Below are 19,597 nucleotides of genomic sequence, written 5' to 3' on the forward strand. Positions count from 1 at the left end.
GGGGGCTGGAGCGATACCATGCCGGCGATGTTGCTGCGAATCTGTCTTTCCGTTGCGCTCTGCACAGCCCTCGTCTCCCCGTCACTGGCGAAAGGTGGCAAGGGCGGCAAAGGCCGCTCTTCTGGCGGTCGAGGTTCGGTGGGCCGAACGGCCAAACCGAAACACTCTACCGGTCCGGTCAGCCGCGGCAACGTTACTCAGCGTGCCCCAATGTCGGCGGCGAAATCCGACCACGTCCCGACCCACCGTCCGACGTCCCCAACGTCCCCCGGAAACAAGCCGAACAAGCTTGGCGGAACGCCCCCGGACACTGGCGGTTCGCTATCCCAATCGGAGTTGGCCCATTCGGAATTGGTTCGACAAGCAAACGAGGACCGCAAGCTGAATCATCGGCTGCAAGTCGCCGACCACCTGCGACAGAATGCTGAACGAAACGGGAACGCCAATCTGCTTAGCACCGCCGACCGCATGGAACAGCGTGCCTATGATCACTACGATCAACGACTCAGCCAGATGGGAATCGACAACCCGTTGACGGACGATCCGCTGCAGCAGCCGGTGACGCCTCCGGCCGAGAACGCTTTTCAAACTTTCCAGGCACCAGAATCGTTCCGGGAGCCGTCGCTGGACGAGCGTCCCAGTTCGCTCGGCACCATGGACGATTCGTTCTCGCGACACCTCGCCAACGAAGATCGCAAGTTGAACCACCAGTTGGACGTCGCGCAGCAACTTCGCGACATCGCCGATCGGAACGGGAATCCGAACCTGCTGCAAACCGCCGACCGGATGGAGCAAATGGCGCTCAACCGCTACGAGCGTGCAATGGAACACTGGACGGCGGATCATTCGGCCGTCGATGCCATCACCTCGCCAATGACTTCCGCCGGTGAACTGACGCCGGCTCCTTCTCCGGCCGGCACCGATCTTCCCACGGCAAGACAAGTGCTGTCGGTCCCCCAAACCACCGCGCGGCAATTCTTACGGCTGATCCGGCCGTAATGGCTCGCAGCGCAAAATGGATGTAGCTACCGTCGCCAGGCGGTGGCGCGGTTGCAAATCCCACGCTCTGGCGAGCGCGGCTACCTAAACGCAGCGCTGTCCAGCTCGTGCGGCTCGGCCACGGGAGCCTGCTGTGGTGCAAGGCAATCTGGGCCCGATTTCTCTCCGCGTGATGGATCTCAGCCGAATCTGCGTTCGTCGCGGCATGCGACTTGCCTGGAAGGGGAGCCAGCTGACTCGGTTCCGCTGCGTCGATCACCGAGTCGGACGCTCCATCCCTTCCAACCCGTTGCAGCTGCGATGATGTTGTTTCCCCCAAAAAACGTGCTCGCCTCGCTGATCGCCCAAGCCCGTTGGTTCACCGCGGTGGCCGTCATGGTGGGCAGTTCGATCACGGTCTCCGCCCAGACGGGCACTAACCGTGAGATTGCGGACAACGCAAAAACGAAGCAATCGCATGACGCGACGCTGATTGAAGCCCTGGAAAGTCGACTCGAAAAGCTTGAGTCCGGCCAGCGTGAGATTCGGGAAGGCATTGCTCGCCTGGAATCCAAACTGGAAGGTTATTCATCGGACACGACAGGACAATCGCTCGTAACAATCCGAATCCGATCTCAGTCCGGGAAACCGCTGTCCGGGTTTGAGGTGACGCTGAAATCCGATTTCAACGACGGACCACTCGCTCAAGCGACCGGCACGAGCGACGGTTCCGGAGTCGCCATTCGTCGGTCGATGCCCTACGGCACCTACGACATCCAACTCCGATCGAATGGCTGGGCCGCCTACATCGCAGACCGCGTCTTGGAAGTCGGACAGGCGAAGGAATGGAACATCACCGCGCCGGACCCTGACCAGTTCAGTGACATGGTCCTCCAATCAAAACTTCGTGCGGAGGCATTCTCCGAACTGCCTTTCGGTGTGATCCGAGAATCCAGGGGCGGAGGGGCCTGGTCGGAGGAATACACTCCGGAGCCCGACGCGGAAGAGTCGTCACAGTCTTATCCAAGACTTGGTCACGGAATCTCCGAAATCGCGTCGACGCTGAACGTTGAGGCGACGCGAACGTTTGAACAGACGGACGGCTCAGAATTGGAATGGGATTGGAGATTCGACCGATCGGGTCAATCGTCATCCAAGCGCCTCTGGTTCACGGCGGAGGGAGTCGCGCTGCTGGAGCAGTTCGAGGTCGACACGGTGGACTTCGGCGAACAGTCGGAATTCTTTTCCGACTTGCAACGGGACGAATCCGTCGAACTTTACATCGTCGACCAAATTGACGATGTAAAGCAACCTCGCACGATCCGCGTTCCGACCGGTAAGGTCCAAATCCAGGTCGACAAAATCTTTGGAAGAGTGGATGAACCGTTGCGACGGGCAATCAAAGAACATGCGACAGGCAGCGGCAAGAGTCACGAAGGACAACGATGGTTGACCGCCAATCTGCAAAGTGAATCCGGGTGGATCGACCGGGTTTTCAGCCGATCGGGCTGGGAACCTGCCAAAAACGCCTTTTTGATTTTGTCCCGCGACGAAACGGTCTCGGCCGGCGAAACTTGCCGCGTGGTGCTGGCATCACCCTGACGGTCGGTTCGCACTGTTTGAACCGGCGGCAAGTTCGTCTATCTTGATGCGATGGGACCAGGGGCGTTTTGATCGCGACGGAGCACTCGGTCGCGACGAACGGCGCTTCGGTCCCATGCTCCTGCTCTCCTGCCTCCCGCCGGCCAGACATCGTCAGTGAATGACATTTCGCTGGCCACCTCCCCCCGCCCCGCCGGACACGAATGAAATCAAAATCCCTTTTGCTGGTTTTGGTGTCGGTCTTGTTTTCGCACCCGATCGCGAACTCCGGCGAACCCACGCCGGAATCGCGGTTTGAACGACTCGTCCTCAGCGAAGCATTTCACAGCGAAGGCGCCGACGCCGCAGATCTGGACGGTGACGGATTCACCGACATCGTCTCCGGTCCTTACTGGTACCGGGGCCCGGAGTTTCGAACTCGATCGGCTTACGCTCCGGTGAAGGAGTATTCGATCAAAGGCTACTCCGACCACTTCTTCAGCTTCACCGACGATTTCAACGGCGACGGCCACGTTGATATCCTCTCCGTCCCGATCCCGGGAGGTTCCGGCGTCTGGTACGAGAACCCGGGCCCCGAAGATGCCCGGTCACCCTGGAAACACCACCTGGCTTTGAAGAGCGTCGACAACGAATCCCCCACGTTTGTCGACCTGACCGGGGACGGATTCAAGGAATTGGTTTGCATCCATCAGGGCAGTTACGGCTACGCATCCCCGGATCGTTCTGACGCGAGCGCTCCGTGGCAGTTCACGCCGGTCACCGACAACCGCGGCTACGGACGCTTCACTCACGGCCTGGGTGTCGGCGATGTGAACGGCGACGGGAAACAGGATCTGTTGGAGAAAGACGGCTGGTGGGAACAGGGCGAACGGGCCGACGCATTGTTCCAGTTTCATCCCGTGGCGTTTGCCGAATCCGGCGGATCGCAGTTGTACGCTTACGACTTTGACGGCGATGGTGACAACGATGTGTTGTCAGTTCAAAACGCCCACGGCTACGGTCTGTGTTGGTTCGAGCGTCGTGGTGATGACGACGATTTTGCATTTGTGCGACACACGATCTTGGGAGCCAGTCCCTCCGACAACCCCTATGGCTTGGCGATTTCCCAAATGCATGCCGTTGCGCTGGCGGACATCGATGGGGACGGCGTCAAAGACATCGTCACGGGCAAGCGGTTTTGGGCGCACGGAGGCAACGATCCCGGTGCAACGGAGCTTCCGGTGTTGTACTGGCTTCGCACCGCTCGAACCCGACTGGGCGTGGATTTCCAACCCCACCTGATAGATCCCCGTGTCGGGGTTGGCACGCAACTGACCACGACGGACGTGGACGGAAACGGGCACCCGGACATCGTCGTGGGGAATAAGCTGGGAACCTTTTTGCTGCTCAATCGCGGAACCGAAGAACCCGCGCCGCAACCGGGGCAACTCGCTGGGCACACGCCGGGAAACGACGATTTCAAAAGCTTTATTCGATCGACCGAACCGCTGACACCGGCGGAGGAACTCGCGACATTCGTCCTTCCGCCAGGTTTTGAAGCACAGTTGGTTGCCGCGGAGCCGGACATCGGTAAACCGATGAACCTGGCCTTCGACACGCGAGGACGACTGTGGGTGACCAGCAGCGTCGAGTACCCGCACCCGGCCCCGGAAGGCGAAGGTCACGACACGATCAAGATCTTGGAGGATACCGACGGCGACGGCCGTGCGGACAAGATCACCACCTTCGCCGACGGGCTGAACATTCCGATCGGACTTTATCCGTATGGCGACGGCGTGATCTGCTACAGCATCCCCAACCTCTGGTACCTGCGTGACACCGACGGTGACGACGTGTGCGACCAGCGGGAAGTGTTGTACGGGCCCTTCGACTACAGCCGTGACACGCACGGGATGTGCAACGGTTTCACCCGCGGGCTGGACGGTTGGCTTTACGCCTGCCACGGATTCAACAACCAATCGACCGTGGCCGGACGGGACGGCCACCAGGTGACGATGCATTCGGGCAATACATTTCGTGTCCGCCTGGACGGTTCACGAATCGAACACTTCACCGACGGCCAGGTCAATCCGTTCGGGATGGCGATGGATCCCGCCGGCGACCTGTTCACGGCCGATTGCCACACCAAACCGATCAGCCTGCTACTTCGCGGCGGCGTCTACGAAGGCTTCGGCAAGCCCCACGATGGCTTGGGATTCGTTCCCAATGTGATGGACCATTTGCACGGCAGCACGGCCATCGGCGGCATCGCGCTGTATCACGACAACGTGTTCCCCGATGTCTATCGCGGCAACGCGTTCGGCGGCAACGTGATGACCAGCCGTATCAACCGAAACAGCATTCAACACATCGGATCCAGCGTTCAAGCGCGTGAGGAGCCCGATTTTTTGATCTCGGGTGACTCCTGGTTCCGCCCTGTCGATTTACAGATCGGTCCGGACGGTGCGATGTACGTCGCGGATTTCTACAACCGGATCATTGGTCACTATGAAGTTGACCTGGACCACCCCGGACGTGATCGCTTTCGCGGCCGCATTTGGCGAATCGTGTTCAACGGCGGAGCGGAACGTCGCGACGTCTCACTCAATCGGCCCTCGACAGAGAAACCGTCAAATCGATCGCACGCCGAACTGTCGCTCGACGACGCCCTGTCTCTTTTGGCGTCAGAGAACTTGACCGAGCGGATGCTGGCCACCGATCGATTGTCCGATCATTTCGGCGACCAGGCGGTCACCCCCGTTCGCCAGACGCTGGAGAATACAAACAACCCAAATGTTCTGGTGCACGCCTTGTGGGTTTTGCATCGATTGGGCGCGGCCGGCGAGCGGGAGATCCTGTCAGCGGCCGATTCGGCAAACGCTCGAGTCCGCTCGCATGCGATTCAAGTGATCGGTGCTACCGATTCGTTAAGCCCGGCGCTGCGAGAGCGTTTGACCGAGGCGATCAGCGACTCCGACCCCCGCGTTCAACGTGCCGCAGCGATGGCGGCGGCCCAGCACGCTTCGGTTCCCGCGGCCGAAGCGTTGATTCGCGTTTTTCCTGAAGTACCGGACCAGGATGTTCATCTGAAACATGCGATTCGCATGTCGCTTCGCGACCAGCTGCAAGACCGTGACCGATTCCAAGCCGTCACGCAGACGCTCCCACCCCAGAACGTCGCGTTGATCGTGGATTTATGCCTGGGCATCCGAACCGATTTTGCCGGCGAGTACTTGGCTGCCCACCTATCAGCGCTAGGTGATTTGCCGCCGGAGAAGTTGTCAACCTACCTGTCGTTCGCGGCTCGCTACGCATCTTCGGAACATTTGCGATCCATTGCGGAGATGGCTCAGCAGCGGTTCTCCGAAGACAAGGCATTCCAACAAACCTTGCTTCGATCGGTGCGTGACGGATTGCGTGGTCGCGGCGCGGAAGTTCCTCCGGTCATCCAACAATGGGCTGCCAGCCTGGCGCGAAGCTACCTCGGCCTGCCGCCCGGCGACGACACGCTGCCGGACAGCACGCCGCAGATCGGTTGGACCCCACTGCCCCACCCCTCGACTCCCAACCGCGGCAACCCCTGGGTGCTGTCGACGAAACGGAACTCGTCCGATGGCCAACAGGGCTCCAAGCTGCACAGCAGTTTCCCGAACGGAGAGTCGCTGACTGGCATCTATCGAAGCGACGTGTTTTCGCTACCGGATCAATTCAGTTTTTTCATCGCCGGTCACGACGGGGTTCCGGGCAAACCGATTCAGAATCAGAACAAGGTCGTGATCCGCGACGCCGCCACCCGGTCGGTTTTGAAGGAGTGGAGTCCGCCACGGCAAGACACCGCACAACCGATTCACTGGCAGACGGGTCAAGACGCCGGGCGCGACGTGTTCGTCGAACTGATCGATGGCGACACCGCGGGAGCATACGCGTGGCTGGCCGTGGGACGATTCTCGGTGCCCGGACTGAACCCCAGCCGCCAGTCGGAAGACCGTCGCCACGCCGCGGGGCTGATCGCCGACTTCCGTCTGGAATCGCTTCGCCGACCGACCGCGCAGCTGCTTTCCGACGGCCGACTGGGCCGGGAAACGGCGACCGCGATGGCCGAAGCCTGGGTCGCTTTGAACTCCAGTTCCCGGCTCTCCGCCGTCGCGGAATCCTTGTCGGTTGCCGCAGTCGACCCACCGCTAACCCGGTCCCTGATCGGCGTCTTGCTGGACGGATCGCACGACGCCGACCCAGATCCGCTGGGCGAGGTCATGAAGCGGGCGACCGCTGCCGAACAGCTTCGGATCGCCGCAAAGCTTGGCTCCGACCGGGAGGGGTTGGAATTACTGTTGGGCCTGGTCGAAGCCGGGAAAGCTTCCCCACGATTGCTGACGGACCCGAGCTTGCGCGGTCGTCTGGAAAGCCTGGCGTCGGATCCGCAGCGGCAGCGATTGAATCGCCTGGTGGAAGACTTGCCAGACGAAAATCAGGCGCTGATCGCGGTGATGGCGCAGCGCAAGGCGTCTTACCTGGGCCAACCGGGCGAGGTGTCGGCCGGTCAGCAACTGTTCACCAAGCACTGTGCGGTATGCCACCAGGTCGCCGGACAAGGCACGGCGGTGGGACCGAACCTGGACGGCGTGGGCAATCGCGGTCTGGACCGCGTGATCGAAGACGTGATGATCCCGAACCGAAACATCGACGCGGCCTTTCGAGCCAGCATCGTGCTGACGGACGAAGGCAGTGTGGTCAGCGGCCTGGTCAAACGCACTGACGGGGCCCAGTTGGTCGTCGTTGATCAGACCGGCAAGGAAATCAACATCCCCAGCGATCAGATCGTCGAACAAAAGTCCGTCCGGACCTCGCCGATGCCCGCCAACTTTCACGAAACGTTCGATGAGAACCAGGCGCGCGACTTGCTCGCTTATCTGCTTTCGTTAACGCACTGAGCTGGTAGCAACGCTGAGCTGGTAGCAACGCTGAGCTGGTAGCAACACAGCGAGATTGCCTTTTCGGACAGATGCTGTTGCCTGAATATCGGCGCAGAAAACGAAAACCTCGTTTTTTTCGACCGTTTTGCCGTCATCGCCACCGGTCTCGACACGCTCCATTGCGGGCCGCCCGAGCGCCAACAATTGGACCGGACGGGCGGTCGTCAAAGGCGATGCCCTCCCCGATCAGGATTTCGCAACGACGGTTTCGACTGCCCCGTTGTGAGTCGATGTGGATCCGTGGAGCCCAACCGAGCGATGAACAAGTCCTGGAAATATCGAACCGTGCTGTTGGTGGCGAGCGTTGGACTGGCGCTGACCAGCGTGGGGCTGCTGTTTGCTTTTCTGAGCGATCCGTCGCGACACTCGATCAACGTTCGCGACGACAGTCGGATCGTGTTGTTTCTGGTCGTGGGCGTGCTGATGACTTCGATTGGCGTCAGTTTGTTTGCGGCCGCAATCAACCACACGGCCGTGACAATCGCCCCGAAGACGCATCGCGACATCAACTTAGGCATCGGCGGCGGGGTCACCTTCCAACTGATTGCGTTCATTGAAACGGACCCCATCATGCTCGGGGCCATGCTCCTGTCCGGAACGCTGCTGATCGTCTGGGCGAGCATGCGTTACGCCGAGGCCAAAGGGTATTCGAAGTCGTTGGGAGCCCTCGGTGTCCTGGGCCTGCTCGGACTGATCATTTTGATCTTGATGCCGTCACGGCAAACGCAAGCCGTCGACGCGGGCTCAAACAGTTCGATTTCCAGCTAGGGGCTGTCGTCCCTCCGGGACTGGGGAGAGAGGAGGATGCCGAGATCCGGCGGGCGAGCCCGCCGGCAAGGGTCTGCCGTCCCTTCGGGACTGAAGTCGTAATCGGGACCGAGGCCGCTTCGGGACTGAGGCCACTTCGGGACTGAGGCCGCTTCGGGACTGAGGCCGCTTCGGGACTGAGGTCGATTCGGGACTGAGGTCGAATCGCGACGACGCGTTTCGTCTGCCTCGGGGACCGCATTGAAATCGGGACCGGGAACCCGTCACAATCGTTGGACTCTGCCAAGCGTTTTCCGTCTGGCGAAAACATTCGCCCCCAAGGCCGTGTCGGTGGCATTCCCTCGCGACGCATGCAGCCCGGCAGGGCTGGGGAACCAAAATCGATCCCGCCACGCGACGCGTGTGCGTGCCACACCAGGAGACTCACATGATTCCGTTTCTTGCCAAATCGTCGCGAGGTGTTGAATCCACCGGCGGCCTCCCGTTGATCCCGCGTTCGCTGCGGTTGCGGTTTTCTCATGTCACTGCTTGGACGATTGCGATTCTCTTTCTGCCGAGCCTAGCCCGGATCGCGGTTCAGGCCGAATCCCCGCAGCGGCCCAACATCGTGCTGATCCTGGCCGATGACCTTGGCTACGGTGACGTCGGGTTCAACGGTTGCGCCGACATCCCGACTCCCAACATTGACTCGCTGGCACGAGACGGAGTGCGCTTCGCCAACGGATATTCCTCCCATCCGTTTTGCAGCCCCATGCGAGCCGGATTGATGACGGCGAAGTACCAGCACCGATTCGGTTACGTGAACAACGTCGCATTCGATCCGCACAATCAACTGATGGGATTGCCGACCGATCAGCCGACGGTCGCCAAGCGTCTCAGCCAGGCGGGATATCGAACCGGAATGGTCGGCAAATGGCACCTCGGCGCCGCCGCTCCTTTTCATCCGCTTCGACGCGGATTTGATTTCTTCTACGGATTCCTGGGCGGCGGACACGACTACTTTCAAGTCGACACCACGGTGCAACTTCACGAGAACTACAAAGCGGCGCTGGACGACAACGGGAAACCGGCAGCATTTGACGGCTACCTGACCGAAGTGCTGACCGACAAGGCGCTCGGGTTCCTGCAATCGGCCGATGAACGCCCCTACTTCTTGTATGTCGCCTACAACGCTCCACATGGGCCGCTGCAGGCGCCCGAGGAGGAGATCGCGAAGTTCGATTCGATCAAGAATCGGAAACGCAGAATCTACGCCGCGATGGTGTCGGTGATGGACCAGCAAATCGGTCGTCTGCTCGCGGCACTGCGAGACCGGGGCGAGACGGAAAACACGCTGGTGATGTTCCTGAGTGATAACGGAGGCCCCGAGCACGCCAACGCATCGGACAATGGTCCCTTGCGGGGGCAGAAGGGAGACGTCTACGAAGGCGGAATCCACGTGCCGTTCGTCATGTGCATGCCCGGAACGCTGCCGGCGGGGACGGTCTTTTCGTCACCGGTGCTGTCGATCGATCTTGCCCAGACGGCGTTGGACCTGGCGGGGGCACCCAGCGAATCCTCCACCGACGGCGTCAACTTGATGCCGTTTGTGCTGGACAGCGAATCAGCACCGCCGCACGATGCCTTGTTTTGGCGGACGGCGGGAGACCGGAAGCTTGCCGTGCGCCGCGGCGACCACAAGTTGGTGATGCTTGACGGCGATCACGAACTGTATGACTTGACCGGCGACCTGGAAGAATCACGAGACCTCTCCGGATCCGATCCGCAGACGGTCCAGCGGCTGCAGCGATCGTTTGAAAGTTGGAATCGTCGCAATCAGCCCGCATTCTTTCCCGGCTACCGCGACTATCACCAGCGGTTGAAGGAATTCCACCAGCAGTTGCGCGAAGAAGCTCGGGAGACCGATTCCCGATACGAATTGGCCGAATGACGCGGTGCCGCGAAAATCAGGCGCGCCCGAAAACCGAAAGGCGATGCCAATTCCGGCGGTTCGTTCACGCGATCAAATCTTCGATCGCGTGCGCCGGCTCGACGCCCGTCAGACGCTGGTCCAAGCCTTGGAACTTGTAGGTGAATCGCTCGTGATCAAACCCGAGCAGTTTCAAAACCGTCGCGTGGAAATCGTGGATGTGGATCGGATCTTTGACAATGTTGTAGCTGAAGTCATCGGTTTCGCCGTAGATCGCCCCGCCCTTGGCGCCGCCCCCGGCCATCCACATCGTGAAGCATCGGGGGTGGTGATCGCGTCCGTAGTTTTCCGGTGACAGCTTGCCTTGGGTGTAGATGGTGCGCCCAAACTCGCCTCCCCAGATCACCAGCGTGTCGTCCAGCATTCCGCGTTGCTTGAGATCTTCCAACAGCGCGTAGCAGGGTCGATCGACATCCTGGCACTGGCTGGGCATGCGTCCGGCAACATTGCTGTGATGGTCCCAATTGTTGTGGTAGACCTGAATGAAGCGGACGCCACGTTCGGCCAATCGGCGGGCCATCAGAGCGGTGTTGGCAAACGAACCCGGCTTCTTTGCTTCTTCGCCGTACAGCTCGAACGTGTGCTGCGGTTCACTGTTCAGGTCAGTCAACTCGGGCACGCTGGCTTGCATCTTGAACGCCATCTCATACTGCCGAATCCGAGTTTGTGTCTCAGGATCGCCAAGACGCTGGTAGCCCAACTCATTGACTTGATTCAATCGCTCGATCGACAACCGCCGCAAGTCGTCAGGCACGCCGGGGGGATTGTTGATGAACAGGATCGGATCGCCAGAACTGCGGAAGGAGACCCCCGCGTGTTCGCCCGGCAGGTAGCCGGCACTCCACAGACGCGCCGAAATCGCCTGTTCTTGCTCTCGATTGCTGGGGATCGCAACCAGGACCACGAAAGCCGGAAGGTTTTCGTTCATCGACCCCAGTCCGTAGGACGCCCAGGATCCTAGACAGGGCCGGCCGGTGACCTGGTTCCCGGTCTGCATGGCCGCAATCGCCGGCTCGTGGTTGATCGCTTCGGTGTGCAAGGACCGCATCCAGCAGATTTCATCCGCCTTCTTGGAAAGATTCGGCAGCAGTTCCTTGTTCATCCACATGCCGCACTCGCCGAATTGCGCAAACGGATACTTGGTCGGCGAAATCGGGAACCGCGACTGTCCGCTGGTCATCGTGGTCAGACGCTGGCCGTTGCGCACCGATTCGGGAAGGTCCTTGTCGTACCAGTCCTTCATCTTCGGTTTGTAGTCGAACAGGTCCATCTGTGACGGTCCGCCGACCATGTGCAGGTAGATCACGCGTTTGGCACGCGGTGCGAAGTGGGGACCGATCGGCCCATCCACCGGCGAACCGTCGGCGGCGAACGCGGACCCGCCGTTCAATGCCGGCCCCAGCAGCGATGCCAGGGCGGCGCCGCCCAGCAAATTGCGTCCGCGCGTAAAAAACTGTCGACGCGAAAACAACGGGTCAAAGCCCGATGCCGAGCCGAGCTTGGAATGGAACCCACTCATTTGCAAACGACCTCATCCAGATTCATGACTTGGTTGCAGACCAACGTCCAAGCGGCCAGCTCCTCCGCCGGAATGGATGAATCGGTCTCACTTTCTCCCACGTCGACCAGCTCAGCGGCGTCGGCGGGATGGCTGCGATAGTACGCCAGAAATTCGCTCAGCGACTGCAGCAGGATCTCGCGTTCTTGATCCTCAACCGGACGGCAGAGAACGCGATCGGTGACCATTTGCAATCGATCTTGGGGATCACTTTTCGCTTCGGAGAGAACCAGCTGCGCCAGACACCGAGCCGCTTCGACGAATTGGGGATCGTTCAGGGTGACCAGCGCTTGCAGCGGAGTGTTCGTCCGCTCGCGCCGCACGACACACACCTCCCGACTGGGCGCATTGAGCGCTTCCATGTTCGGCGGCGGGGCCATCCGCTTCCAAAAACTGTACACGGTTCTGCGGTAGAGTCCTTCGCCCGAATCCGGAACGTAGTTCCGCGTGTCACTGCCGGGAAGCCCGACGATGTTCCAGATGTCCGAAGGCTGGTACGGCTTGACGCCGGGGCCAAACATCCGGCTGGACAACAGACCGCTGTACGCCAGCGCGGCATCACGAATCATTTCCGCGTCCATTCGGAATCGCGGACCACGCGACAGGAAGGCGTTGTCACGATCACGTTCAAGTTTCTGTTCTGTTGCGACGGCCGCCTGACGATAGGTCGCACTTCGAAAGATTTGTTTGAACAGACGTTTGACATCCCAGCCGTGTTCTTGAAAGTCCACCGCCAAGTAGTCCAACAAGTCGGGGTGGCTCGGCGGTGTGCCGGTCACCCCAAAGTCTTCGCTGGTCGGAACGATTCCGCGTCCGAAAACCTGCTGCCAAAAACGATTCACGGTCACGCGGGCCGTCAACGGATTGTCGCGGTCGACCAGCCAGTGAGCCAGGCCCAAGCGGTTGTTCGGTTCACCGGGATCCATCGGGTGCAAGGCCGCCGGCGTCGCGGCGGCGACCTGGTCTCCCTTCTGGTCGTACTGGCCACGCATCAGGATATGGGCCATGGCGGGCGAATCTTCCTTTTCCCGCTGGATGTGGGTCACCGGGCTGCGACTTTCGATGGCCGTTCGCTCGGCCGTCAAACTCTGGACCTTGGCAACCAGATCGGGATACGTGTCATCGACAACGGCAAAGTAGTACTCCTGCAGCACCGCCCGATCGGCTTTGGACCAGGTGTCGGATTCGCCGGACTGCTCGAGTTCCTCAGACCGTTCAGGTTCCTCAGACCGTTCAGGTTCCTCAGACCGTTCAGGTTCCTGAGACCGTTCAAGGACTTGCCGAACCGACTCGGCACGGGCCAGGCGGGCAACGTCCCGCGAGTCCAGTGGCCGGCGGTAAAACCGAAAGTCATGCACCGACAATCCATCCATCACACCGCCGGTGCTGCGGGCCCCCAGCCGCAACGGCACATCCGTGACGGCGTTGGCACCGGGACGCAGCGTCTCCTTCTCCGTCTTCAGCGGCTGCTCTGTCCCGTCGAGGTACAACTTGATTCCGCCGATGGTCCCGGAACCGTCGTAGGTCACCGACACATGTTGCCACTGTCCCGGTCGCAGCACGGCGTCGCGGGTGGCGACTTTCAAGGCGTTGTCCGGCCAAGCGTCGATCAGGTGAACCGCCAGGGAATTGCCCTGCCGATAGAGATCCCAACCGCGGTACGACGAGTCGACGTCCATCTTGGCGATGATTCCGCCCTCACCGGTTTTGGGAACATTGATCCAAGCCGCCAGCGAAAACGGTTCGGGAACATCCACTTTCCCCAACGGCCCCAGTTCGATGGCTTGGTCCTTCTGCACAACCGGCGCGACGGGATGACCACCAGCAGCCCGCCAGCCCAACGGCTGGGTGACGTGCAGGGTCGCATTCAGGTCACCGGTTGAGCGCAAATCCTGCCCGCTGCCCTCGTTCATCGGCAAACCGGCGACCAGTCCCTCCACCGGCAGCGTTGCCAGCAGATCGTCGGCATTCAGTGCGTTCGCCCACGCATCGATCGCCGGCTGCGAATCCACTTTGTGCTGATTGATCGCGGCTTCCGCGGCCGCGATTTCATTCGGCAGTGCCTCCCAGCGAGCACGATCCTCCGCCGACGGCACCACCAGGGTCGGGCCGCGCCCATCTTTCACATTGCCATCCTTGGCTCCCTGAGTCGTGTTCCGAAAGAAGGCCGCAAGGGAGTAATAGTCTTTCGTGGTGATCGGATCGAATTTGTGATCGTGACATTGGGCGCAGTTGGTCGTCAGTCCCAGGAACACCCACCCGAACGTTTGCACGCGGTCGGCCGCGTACAAAGCCAAATTCTCTTCATCGATCGTTCCACCTTCATTGGTGGTGATGTTGCAACGCTGGAATCCGGTCGCGATCAACTGCGACTCGGTCGGATCGGCCAGCAAGTCACCGGCAATCTGTTCGACAATGAATTGGTCGAACGGTTGGTTGCGGTTGAAGGCCCGGATCACCCAATCCCGGTACGGCCACATCTCACGATAGTTGTCAAAGTGCAGCCCGTGCGTGTCACCGTAACGGGCCGCATCCAACCAGTACCGACCGCGGTGTTCACCCCAGGCGGGGCGTGCCATCAGACGATCGATCCATTGGTCGTACGCCGCGTCCCCGTCGCGGGCATACTCGCGTCGGAAGGCCGCCGCATCGGCGGGCGACGGTGGCAGACCGGTGATGTCCAGGTGCAGCCGCCGAAACAGCCGATCGGGCGACGCCTCCTTGGTGGGCTTCAACTCCAACTCGTCCAGTTTCGCCGCCACGTAGTCGTCGATTTCATTCTTTCGCCAATCGGCGTCGGCCGCCCGCCGCGGTGGGCGAATCGTCGGAGGAATCAGCGACCAGTGTTCTTGGTACTTGGCGCCCTGTTGGATCCATCGGATCAAAACGTCCTTTTGCGCCTCGCTCAACTGCTTGTTGGTTTTCGCGGGCGGCATGAACATGTCCGGATCATCGGTCGTAATTCGAGCGACCAACTCGCTGGCATCCGGATCGCCCGGAACGATGGCGTTCATTTCCCGCGCGCTCTCCGACTGGTCCAACCGCAATCCGGCTTCGCGGGTGTTGCTGTCGGTTCCGTGACATGCGAAGCACTGATCGGCCAGAATCGGCTGGACGTCGCGGTTGTAATCAACTGGTGCGGCGGCGGGATCCACCGTGCCAACGTTCACCGTGCCAACGCCAGCAGTGCCATCGTCGGCTTGGACACCGTTGGCGTGGCTGATCCACAACGCCATGACCAAGAAAAAAGAGAGCCGGGAAACCGAATCCAGGAAACGGAAAGAACGTCCCATCAACGGACCTCGATGAAACTTGCAAAGGGAGGCGGGGCAATGCTGCGGCGGGATGCATTACCTTACTCGCCGACACCGTTGCTGGCCACCGCTTTGATCACCGCACCCCCCGCCACATCGATTGGCGATCGGCCGACCGACCCCCGTGAATCGGCTTTTGTCGGCGGCGAGCGAGATTGGCATGGCCGCGCCGCCGAACCGGGGTGGGTCGATTGGTCGCGGGACTACCCTCGCGGCGAACTCGCCTGAATCGGTAGACTTTCCACAAGCCGATCCGCTACCCCAACCAATCGGAGACCGTCGACGTGCCCCCGGAAATACGCCGCGGCTTTGTTGTGTTCGCTGCCCTGTTGACCGTCTTTGCGGTCATTTGGGCGGCCCGAATGGACCACATTCCGCCGGCGGAATTTGCGCTGCAAAACGGCACCGACCCCCGGACACTTGACCCCCACCGCGCCACCGGCCAGCCGGAAAGCCGGATCATCTTTGAACTCTTCGAGGGGCTGTTGCGGATGTTGCCGGACGGTCCACCGGATCCGGAAACCGGGCTCCAACCACTCACGCCCCAACCGGCGATGGCTGAATCCTATGAGGTCAGCGAGGACGGCAAGACCTACACCTTTCACCTTCGCGACAACATCTTCTGGACCGACGGATCGCCGGTCACGGCCAACGACTTCGCGTGGTCCTGGCAGCGCATGTTGCATCCGGCGACCGCGTGCGAGTACGGCTATCTGATCAGCGAAGTCGCCTACGCGGAGGAATACCACAATTCGATCGTCAACGTTGGCGACCACGTGGAAGTGGAGCTTTGGGATCGTCCCGGCGAAACCCCCAGCAGCGATGCCAACATCCAACACTTCCCGCGCGGCACGATGCGATACGGCACGCTGCGCGAGATCGTCAAACCGCCCCGTCCGGAACTGCCGGAAGGTAGCAGCGACGAAGCACAGGAATCGGCCGAACTGGATTGGCAGGAGCAATGGGTCTATGTCGTTGACGTCGTGCCGGAACAGGCCGACGGATCGATCGACTGGGAAGCCCCGGCTTCGCCGCAACGGTTCGCGGCATCGCCGGCGATTGCCGCCGCGGATGAGGCCGTGGAACGAACCCACGGGGTGATGGTGGCGTTCGGAAAACTGGGCGGCGCCGAAGCGGTGGACGAACGAACGTTCGTCGTGCGTCTGGAGAACTCCGTGCCGTACTTCTTGAACCTGGTCGCCTACTACCCGCTGTTTGCGGTCAATCGTCAGTGCATCGAAACGTACGGAGCTCCGCTGTGGACCAAGGCGGAGAACATCGTTTCCAACGGTCCCTACCAGCTGGCTTTTCGTCGGCTTCGTGACCGCGTCCGCGTCGAAAAGAACCCGCTTTATTACAAAGCGGATCAAGTCGGGATGGAAACGATCGACTTCATCTCTCTGGAAAGCCAGAACACGGCGTTGAACATGTACGAAACCGGGCAGATCCAATGGGTGACCGATCTGCCGACCGCGGTTCTGCAAGAGCTCAAGAAACGCGACGACTTTCACAGCGCGCCAAAACTGTCGATCTACTTCTACAAGCTGAACACTGCGGTACCACCGCTGGATGACGTTCGCGTTCGTCAGGCGCTCAGCCTGGCCCTTGACCGCCGCCAGATTGTCGAAGAAGTCACCAAGGCCGGACAACAACCGGCCTACACCGTCGTGCCGCCGGGCATCGCCGGTTACAAGTCGCCCCAGGGCATGCCGGAAAACGTCCAACGAGCGCAGGAGCTGTTGGCCGAAGCCGGTTTCCCGGGCGGACGCGGGTTCCCCAAACTGTCGTTGATGTACAACACCAGCGAGACCCATCGGCCGATCGCCGAAGTGATTCAGCAGCAGCTGCAGAACAATCTGAACATCAAGCTGGAACTGAAGAACATGGAGTGGGGCAGTTTCATCGAAACCGTCCAAATGGAGCAGTACCAGATGGCGCGTTACGGATGGGTCGGCGACTACCCGGATCCGAACACCTTCTTGGACCTGTGGGTGACCGGCAATCCGCAAAGCAACACCAATTGGAGCAACCCGGAGTACGACCGGCTGATCGAAGCGGCCGCCAAGGAACTGGACCCTGCCACACGCATGGACCTGTTGCGGCAAGCGGAATCGATTCTGGTGACCGAGTTGCCGATCATCCCGATCTACTTTTACACCTCCGCGGAGATGGCCAAGCAGAACATCGAAGGCTTCGCCCCGTCCGCCCAGGACCTGCACCCCCTGCAAGTCTTGCGATACCGATCCAAACCGTCGCCGGAGTCAAAGGAGTGAACGCGGATGCGTGACTTGTTGAGCTACCTGTTCAAACGCTTCATCTGGATGATTCTGACGCTGCTGGCCGTGTACACGGTCAGCTTCGTCCTGATGCGGGCGGTTCCCGGCAATCCGTTCAGCGGAGAGCGGAACGTGCCGCCGGCGATCGAACGCCAGTTGAAGGCCCGTTACAACCTGGACGCCCCACCGATCCAGCAATACTTCGACTACCTCGGCGGAATCGTGACCGACTTTGATTTGGGTTGGTGCATGGGTCTGGAGGACTACAGCGTCAACCAGGTGCTGGCCGAAGGGTTTCCCGTTTCCGCCACGCTGGCCATCTTTGCCTTGGTCTTCGCCATCATCCTGGGCGTGACCGCCGGTGTGATCTCCGCGGTGTATCGACGTTCTCCGGCGGACGTGGCGCTGATGGCCGCCGCGGTGCTGGGGATCGCCATCCCGAATTTCGTGTTGGCCAGCCTGGCCATCCTGCTGTTCGTGTTCACCATCCAGATCTTTCCGGCCGGCGGCTGGGGAACTCTGCAACAGATTGCCTTGCCAGCGTTCTGCCTGGGACTTCCGGTGGCCGCCTACATCGCACGACTCAGCCGTGCCGGGATGCTGGAAACACTCAGCAAGGATCACGTCAGGACGGCGTTTGCCAAGGGGCTGCCCAAGCGCACCGTCATCCTGCGGCACGTCTTGCCGGGGGCGATGTTGCCGGTCGTCTCCTACCTGGGGCCGGCGGTGGCCCGCGTCCTGACGGGATCGTTGGTGCTGGAAAAGATCTTCGCTTTGCCGGGACTGGGCAGCCACTTCATCAATGCGGCGACCCAGCGTGACTACACGCTGGCCATGGGCATGGTGCTGACCTACACGGTGCTGTTGTTCGTCATGAACACCCTGGTCGACATCTCGTACGCCATCATCGATCCCCGGGTGAAGCTGCAGTGATGACCGAAGACACCCACGACGAAACGCTGAAACAGGAAACGCTGGAGCGGATCCTTCGCGAATCGCGCGAGATCCGCGGGGTGTCCCTGTGGCAGGACGCCTGGAATCGCCTGAAACGCAATCGCACCGCGATGATCTCCCTGGTGTGCCTGTTGCTGCTGGGCTTGTTGGCGTTTCTCACGCCGCTGCTTCCGCTGCAGAGCCCGATCGACAAGGACCTGAACAACCGACGGTTTTTGGCACCCAATCTGGACACGGTCGTGATGGGCAGCCGACCGGGTTTGAAATTCGAAGGCGGAACGCTGACCGGAGAGCTGGAAAAGTTTCGAGCGTCGATCGCCGAACTGGAAGCCGAACGTTTGTCGACCGAAGATCCCGAGCGGCGCCAGGAACTGCAGCAAACCATTGACGCCCGGATCAACGTCGAACATCCGTTCAACCAGATGTGGAACGAGCTCGGCCCGCTTTCCTGGTGGATGTGTCAGCTGCGAGTCCGGCTGTTCGGCGATTACGCCATTCCCAGCCTGTTCGGAACCGACAAGTTGGGTCGTGATTTGTTGGCCCGGGTGTTTTGGGGGGCACGGGTATCGTTGATCGTCGGAATCGTCGCGACGCTGGTCAGTTTGATCATCGGTGTCAGTTACGGCGCGATCGCGGGATACTTCGGCGGGACCGTGGACTCGGTCATGATGCGGATCGTCGACATGCTTTATTCGATCCCTTTCATTTTTGTCGTGATCTTCCTGGTCACGTTTCTGGGCGAGGACTCGGTCAAGGCAAGACTGGACGCGATGGGCATCGACCAGATCACGATTTTTTACATCGTCATCGGGGCGATCTACTGGCTGACGATGTCGCGCGTGGTGCGTGGCCAAGTGCTGTCGCTGCGGACCGAGCAGTTCATTGAGGCTGCAAGAACGGTGGGTGCTTCGCCTGCCCGGATCGTGTTTCGACACTTGGTGCCCAACGTGCTCGGTGTCGTGATCGTTTACCTGACGTTGACGATCCCCAGCGTGATGCTGTTCGAAGCCTTCCTGTCGTTCCTGGGCTTGGGCGTCGCCCCGCCGGACGTGTCCTGGGGGCTGTTGCTGAACGACGGCGTGGAGGCCTTGTCGATCATTGACGTCTACTGGTGGGTGGTGGTCTTTCCCGGCGGATCGTTGGCCGCAACCCTATTTGCACTGAACTTCCTTGGCGACGGCATTCGAGACGCGCTCGACCCACGGATGAAGAATCGAGACTGAACA

The 19,597-nt window shown here is 60.7% G+C and carries 11 protein-coding genes; 9 read left to right on the top strand and 2 right to left on the bottom strand.

Annotation, left to right across the window (positions count from 1 at the left end; all coding sequences use genetic code 11):
- Positions 1-351 precede the first annotated feature (351 nt).
- From FYK55_RS18625 to FYK55_RS18645, 5 genes are all read left to right on the top strand, one after another.
- On the top strand, positions 352-999 hold the full coding sequence (locus FYK55_RS18625; RefSeq protein WP_161604621.1) for a hypothetical protein: 648 nt from the start codon (positions 352-354) through the stop codon (positions 997-999).
- A gap of 300 nt (positions 1,000-1,299) precedes the next feature.
- Positions 1,300-2,580 (top strand): carboxypeptidase-like regulatory domain-containing protein, encoded by a 1,281-nt coding sequence (locus FYK55_RS18630; RefSeq protein WP_150077970.1) that lies wholly within the window; start codon positions 1,300-1,302, stop codon positions 2,578-2,580.
- 203 nt (positions 2,581-2,783) lie between these two features.
- Entirely contained in the window at positions 2,784-7,490 is a 4,707-nt protein-coding gene (locus FYK55_RS18635) for a PVC-type heme-binding CxxCH protein (RefSeq protein WP_150077971.1), read from the top strand.
- Positions 7,491-7,790: 300 nt separating this feature from the next.
- A complete protein-coding gene (locus tag FYK55_RS18640; protein WP_150077972.1) occupies positions 7,791-8,300 on the top strand; it encodes a hypothetical protein in 510 nt (169 codons plus the stop codon).
- Between the two features lie 427 nt (positions 8,301-8,727).
- Entirely contained in the window at positions 8,728-10,230 is a 1,503-nt protein-coding gene (locus FYK55_RS18645; RefSeq protein WP_150077973.1) for a sulfatase-like hydrolase/transferase, read from the top strand.
- Between the two features lie 64 nt (positions 10,231-10,294).
- Here the strand turns inward: FYK55_RS18645 and FYK55_RS18650 are convergent, their stop codons facing one another.
- Positions 10,295-11,788: a DUF1501 domain-containing protein gene (locus FYK55_RS18650; protein ID WP_150077974.1), complete on the bottom strand. Its 1,494-nt coding sequence runs from the start codon at positions 11,786-11,788 to the stop codon at positions 10,295-10,297.
- Positions 11,785-15,120: a DUF1553 domain-containing protein gene (locus FYK55_RS18655; RefSeq protein WP_161604622.1), complete on the bottom strand. Its 3,336-nt coding sequence runs from the start codon at positions 15,118-15,120 to the stop codon at positions 11,785-11,787. Before FYK55_RS18655 ends, FYK55_RS18650 begins: the two co-directional genes overlap by 4 nt.
- Positions 15,121-15,132: 12 nt before the next feature.
- Here FYK55_RS18655 and FYK55_RS18660 point away from each other — a divergent pair, with 12 nt between their 5' ends.
- Genes FYK55_RS18660 through FYK55_RS18675 form a run of 4 tightly spaced genes read left to right on the top strand, consistent with a single transcriptional unit; the run spans position 15,133 to position 19,594 of the window.
- Complete coding sequence (locus FYK55_RS18660; protein ID WP_150077975.1) at positions 15,133-15,369, top strand: hypothetical protein; 237 nt, start codon at positions 15,133-15,135, stop codon at positions 15,367-15,369.
- A gap of 56 nt (positions 15,370-15,425) precedes the next feature.
- On the top strand, positions 15,426-17,414 hold the full coding sequence (locus FYK55_RS18665) for a peptide ABC transporter substrate-binding protein (RefSeq protein WP_235908799.1): 1,989 nt from the start codon (positions 15,426-15,428) through the stop codon (positions 17,412-17,414).
- Positions 17,415-17,420: 6 nt separating this feature from the next.
- Positions 17,421-18,350: an ABC transporter permease gene (locus FYK55_RS18670; protein WP_150077976.1), complete on the top strand. Its 930-nt coding sequence runs from the start codon at positions 17,421-17,423 to the stop codon at positions 18,348-18,350.
- Positions 18,350-19,594, top strand: coding sequence for an ABC transporter permease (locus FYK55_RS18675; RefSeq protein WP_150077977.1), 1,245 nt, complete (start codon positions 18,350-18,352; stop codon positions 19,592-19,594). Before FYK55_RS18670 ends, FYK55_RS18675 begins: the two co-directional genes overlap by 1 nt.
- Positions 19,595-19,597: the final 3 nt, after the last annotated feature.

The sequence above is a fragment of the Roseiconus nitratireducens genome (genome assembly GCF_008629675.1).
GTDB lineage: Bacteria > Planctomycetota > Planctomycetia > Pirellulales > Pirellulaceae > Stieleria > Stieleria nitratireducens.

Bases quoted from the DNA above. Each gene is read 5' to 3' on its own strand.
- FYK55_RS18630 (WP_150077970.1), top strand. From the start codon at position 1,300: ATGATGTTGTTTCCCCCAAAAAACGTGCTCGCCTCGCTGATCGCCCAA.
- FYK55_RS18635 (WP_150077971.1), top strand. From the start codon at position 2,784: ATGAAATCAAAATCCCTTTTGCTGGTTTTGGTGTCGGTCTTGTTTTCG.
- FYK55_RS18640 (WP_150077972.1), top strand. From the start codon at position 7,791: ATGAACAAGTCCTGGAAATATCGAACCGTGCTGTTGGTGGCGAGCGTT.
- FYK55_RS18645 (WP_150077973.1), top strand. From the start codon at position 8,728: ATGATTCCGTTTCTTGCCAAATCGTCGCGAGGTGTTGAATCCACCGGC.
- FYK55_RS18650 (WP_150077974.1), bottom strand. From the start codon at position 11,788: ATGAGTGGGTTCCATTCCAAGCTCGGCTCGGCATCGGGCTTTGACCCG.
- FYK55_RS18655 (WP_161604622.1), bottom strand. From the start codon at position 15,120: ATGGGACGTTCTTTCCGTTTCCTGGATTCGGTTTCCCGGCTCTCTTTT.
- FYK55_RS18660 (WP_150077975.1), top strand. From the start codon at position 15,133: ATGAAACTTGCAAAGGGAGGCGGGGCAATGCTGCGGCGGGATGCATTA.
- FYK55_RS18670 (WP_150077976.1), top strand. From the start codon at position 17,421: ATGCGTGACTTGTTGAGCTACCTGTTCAAACGCTTCATCTGGATGATT.
- FYK55_RS18675 (WP_150077977.1), top strand. From the start codon at position 18,350: ATGACCGAAGACACCCACGACGAAACGCTGAAACAGGAAACGCTGGAG.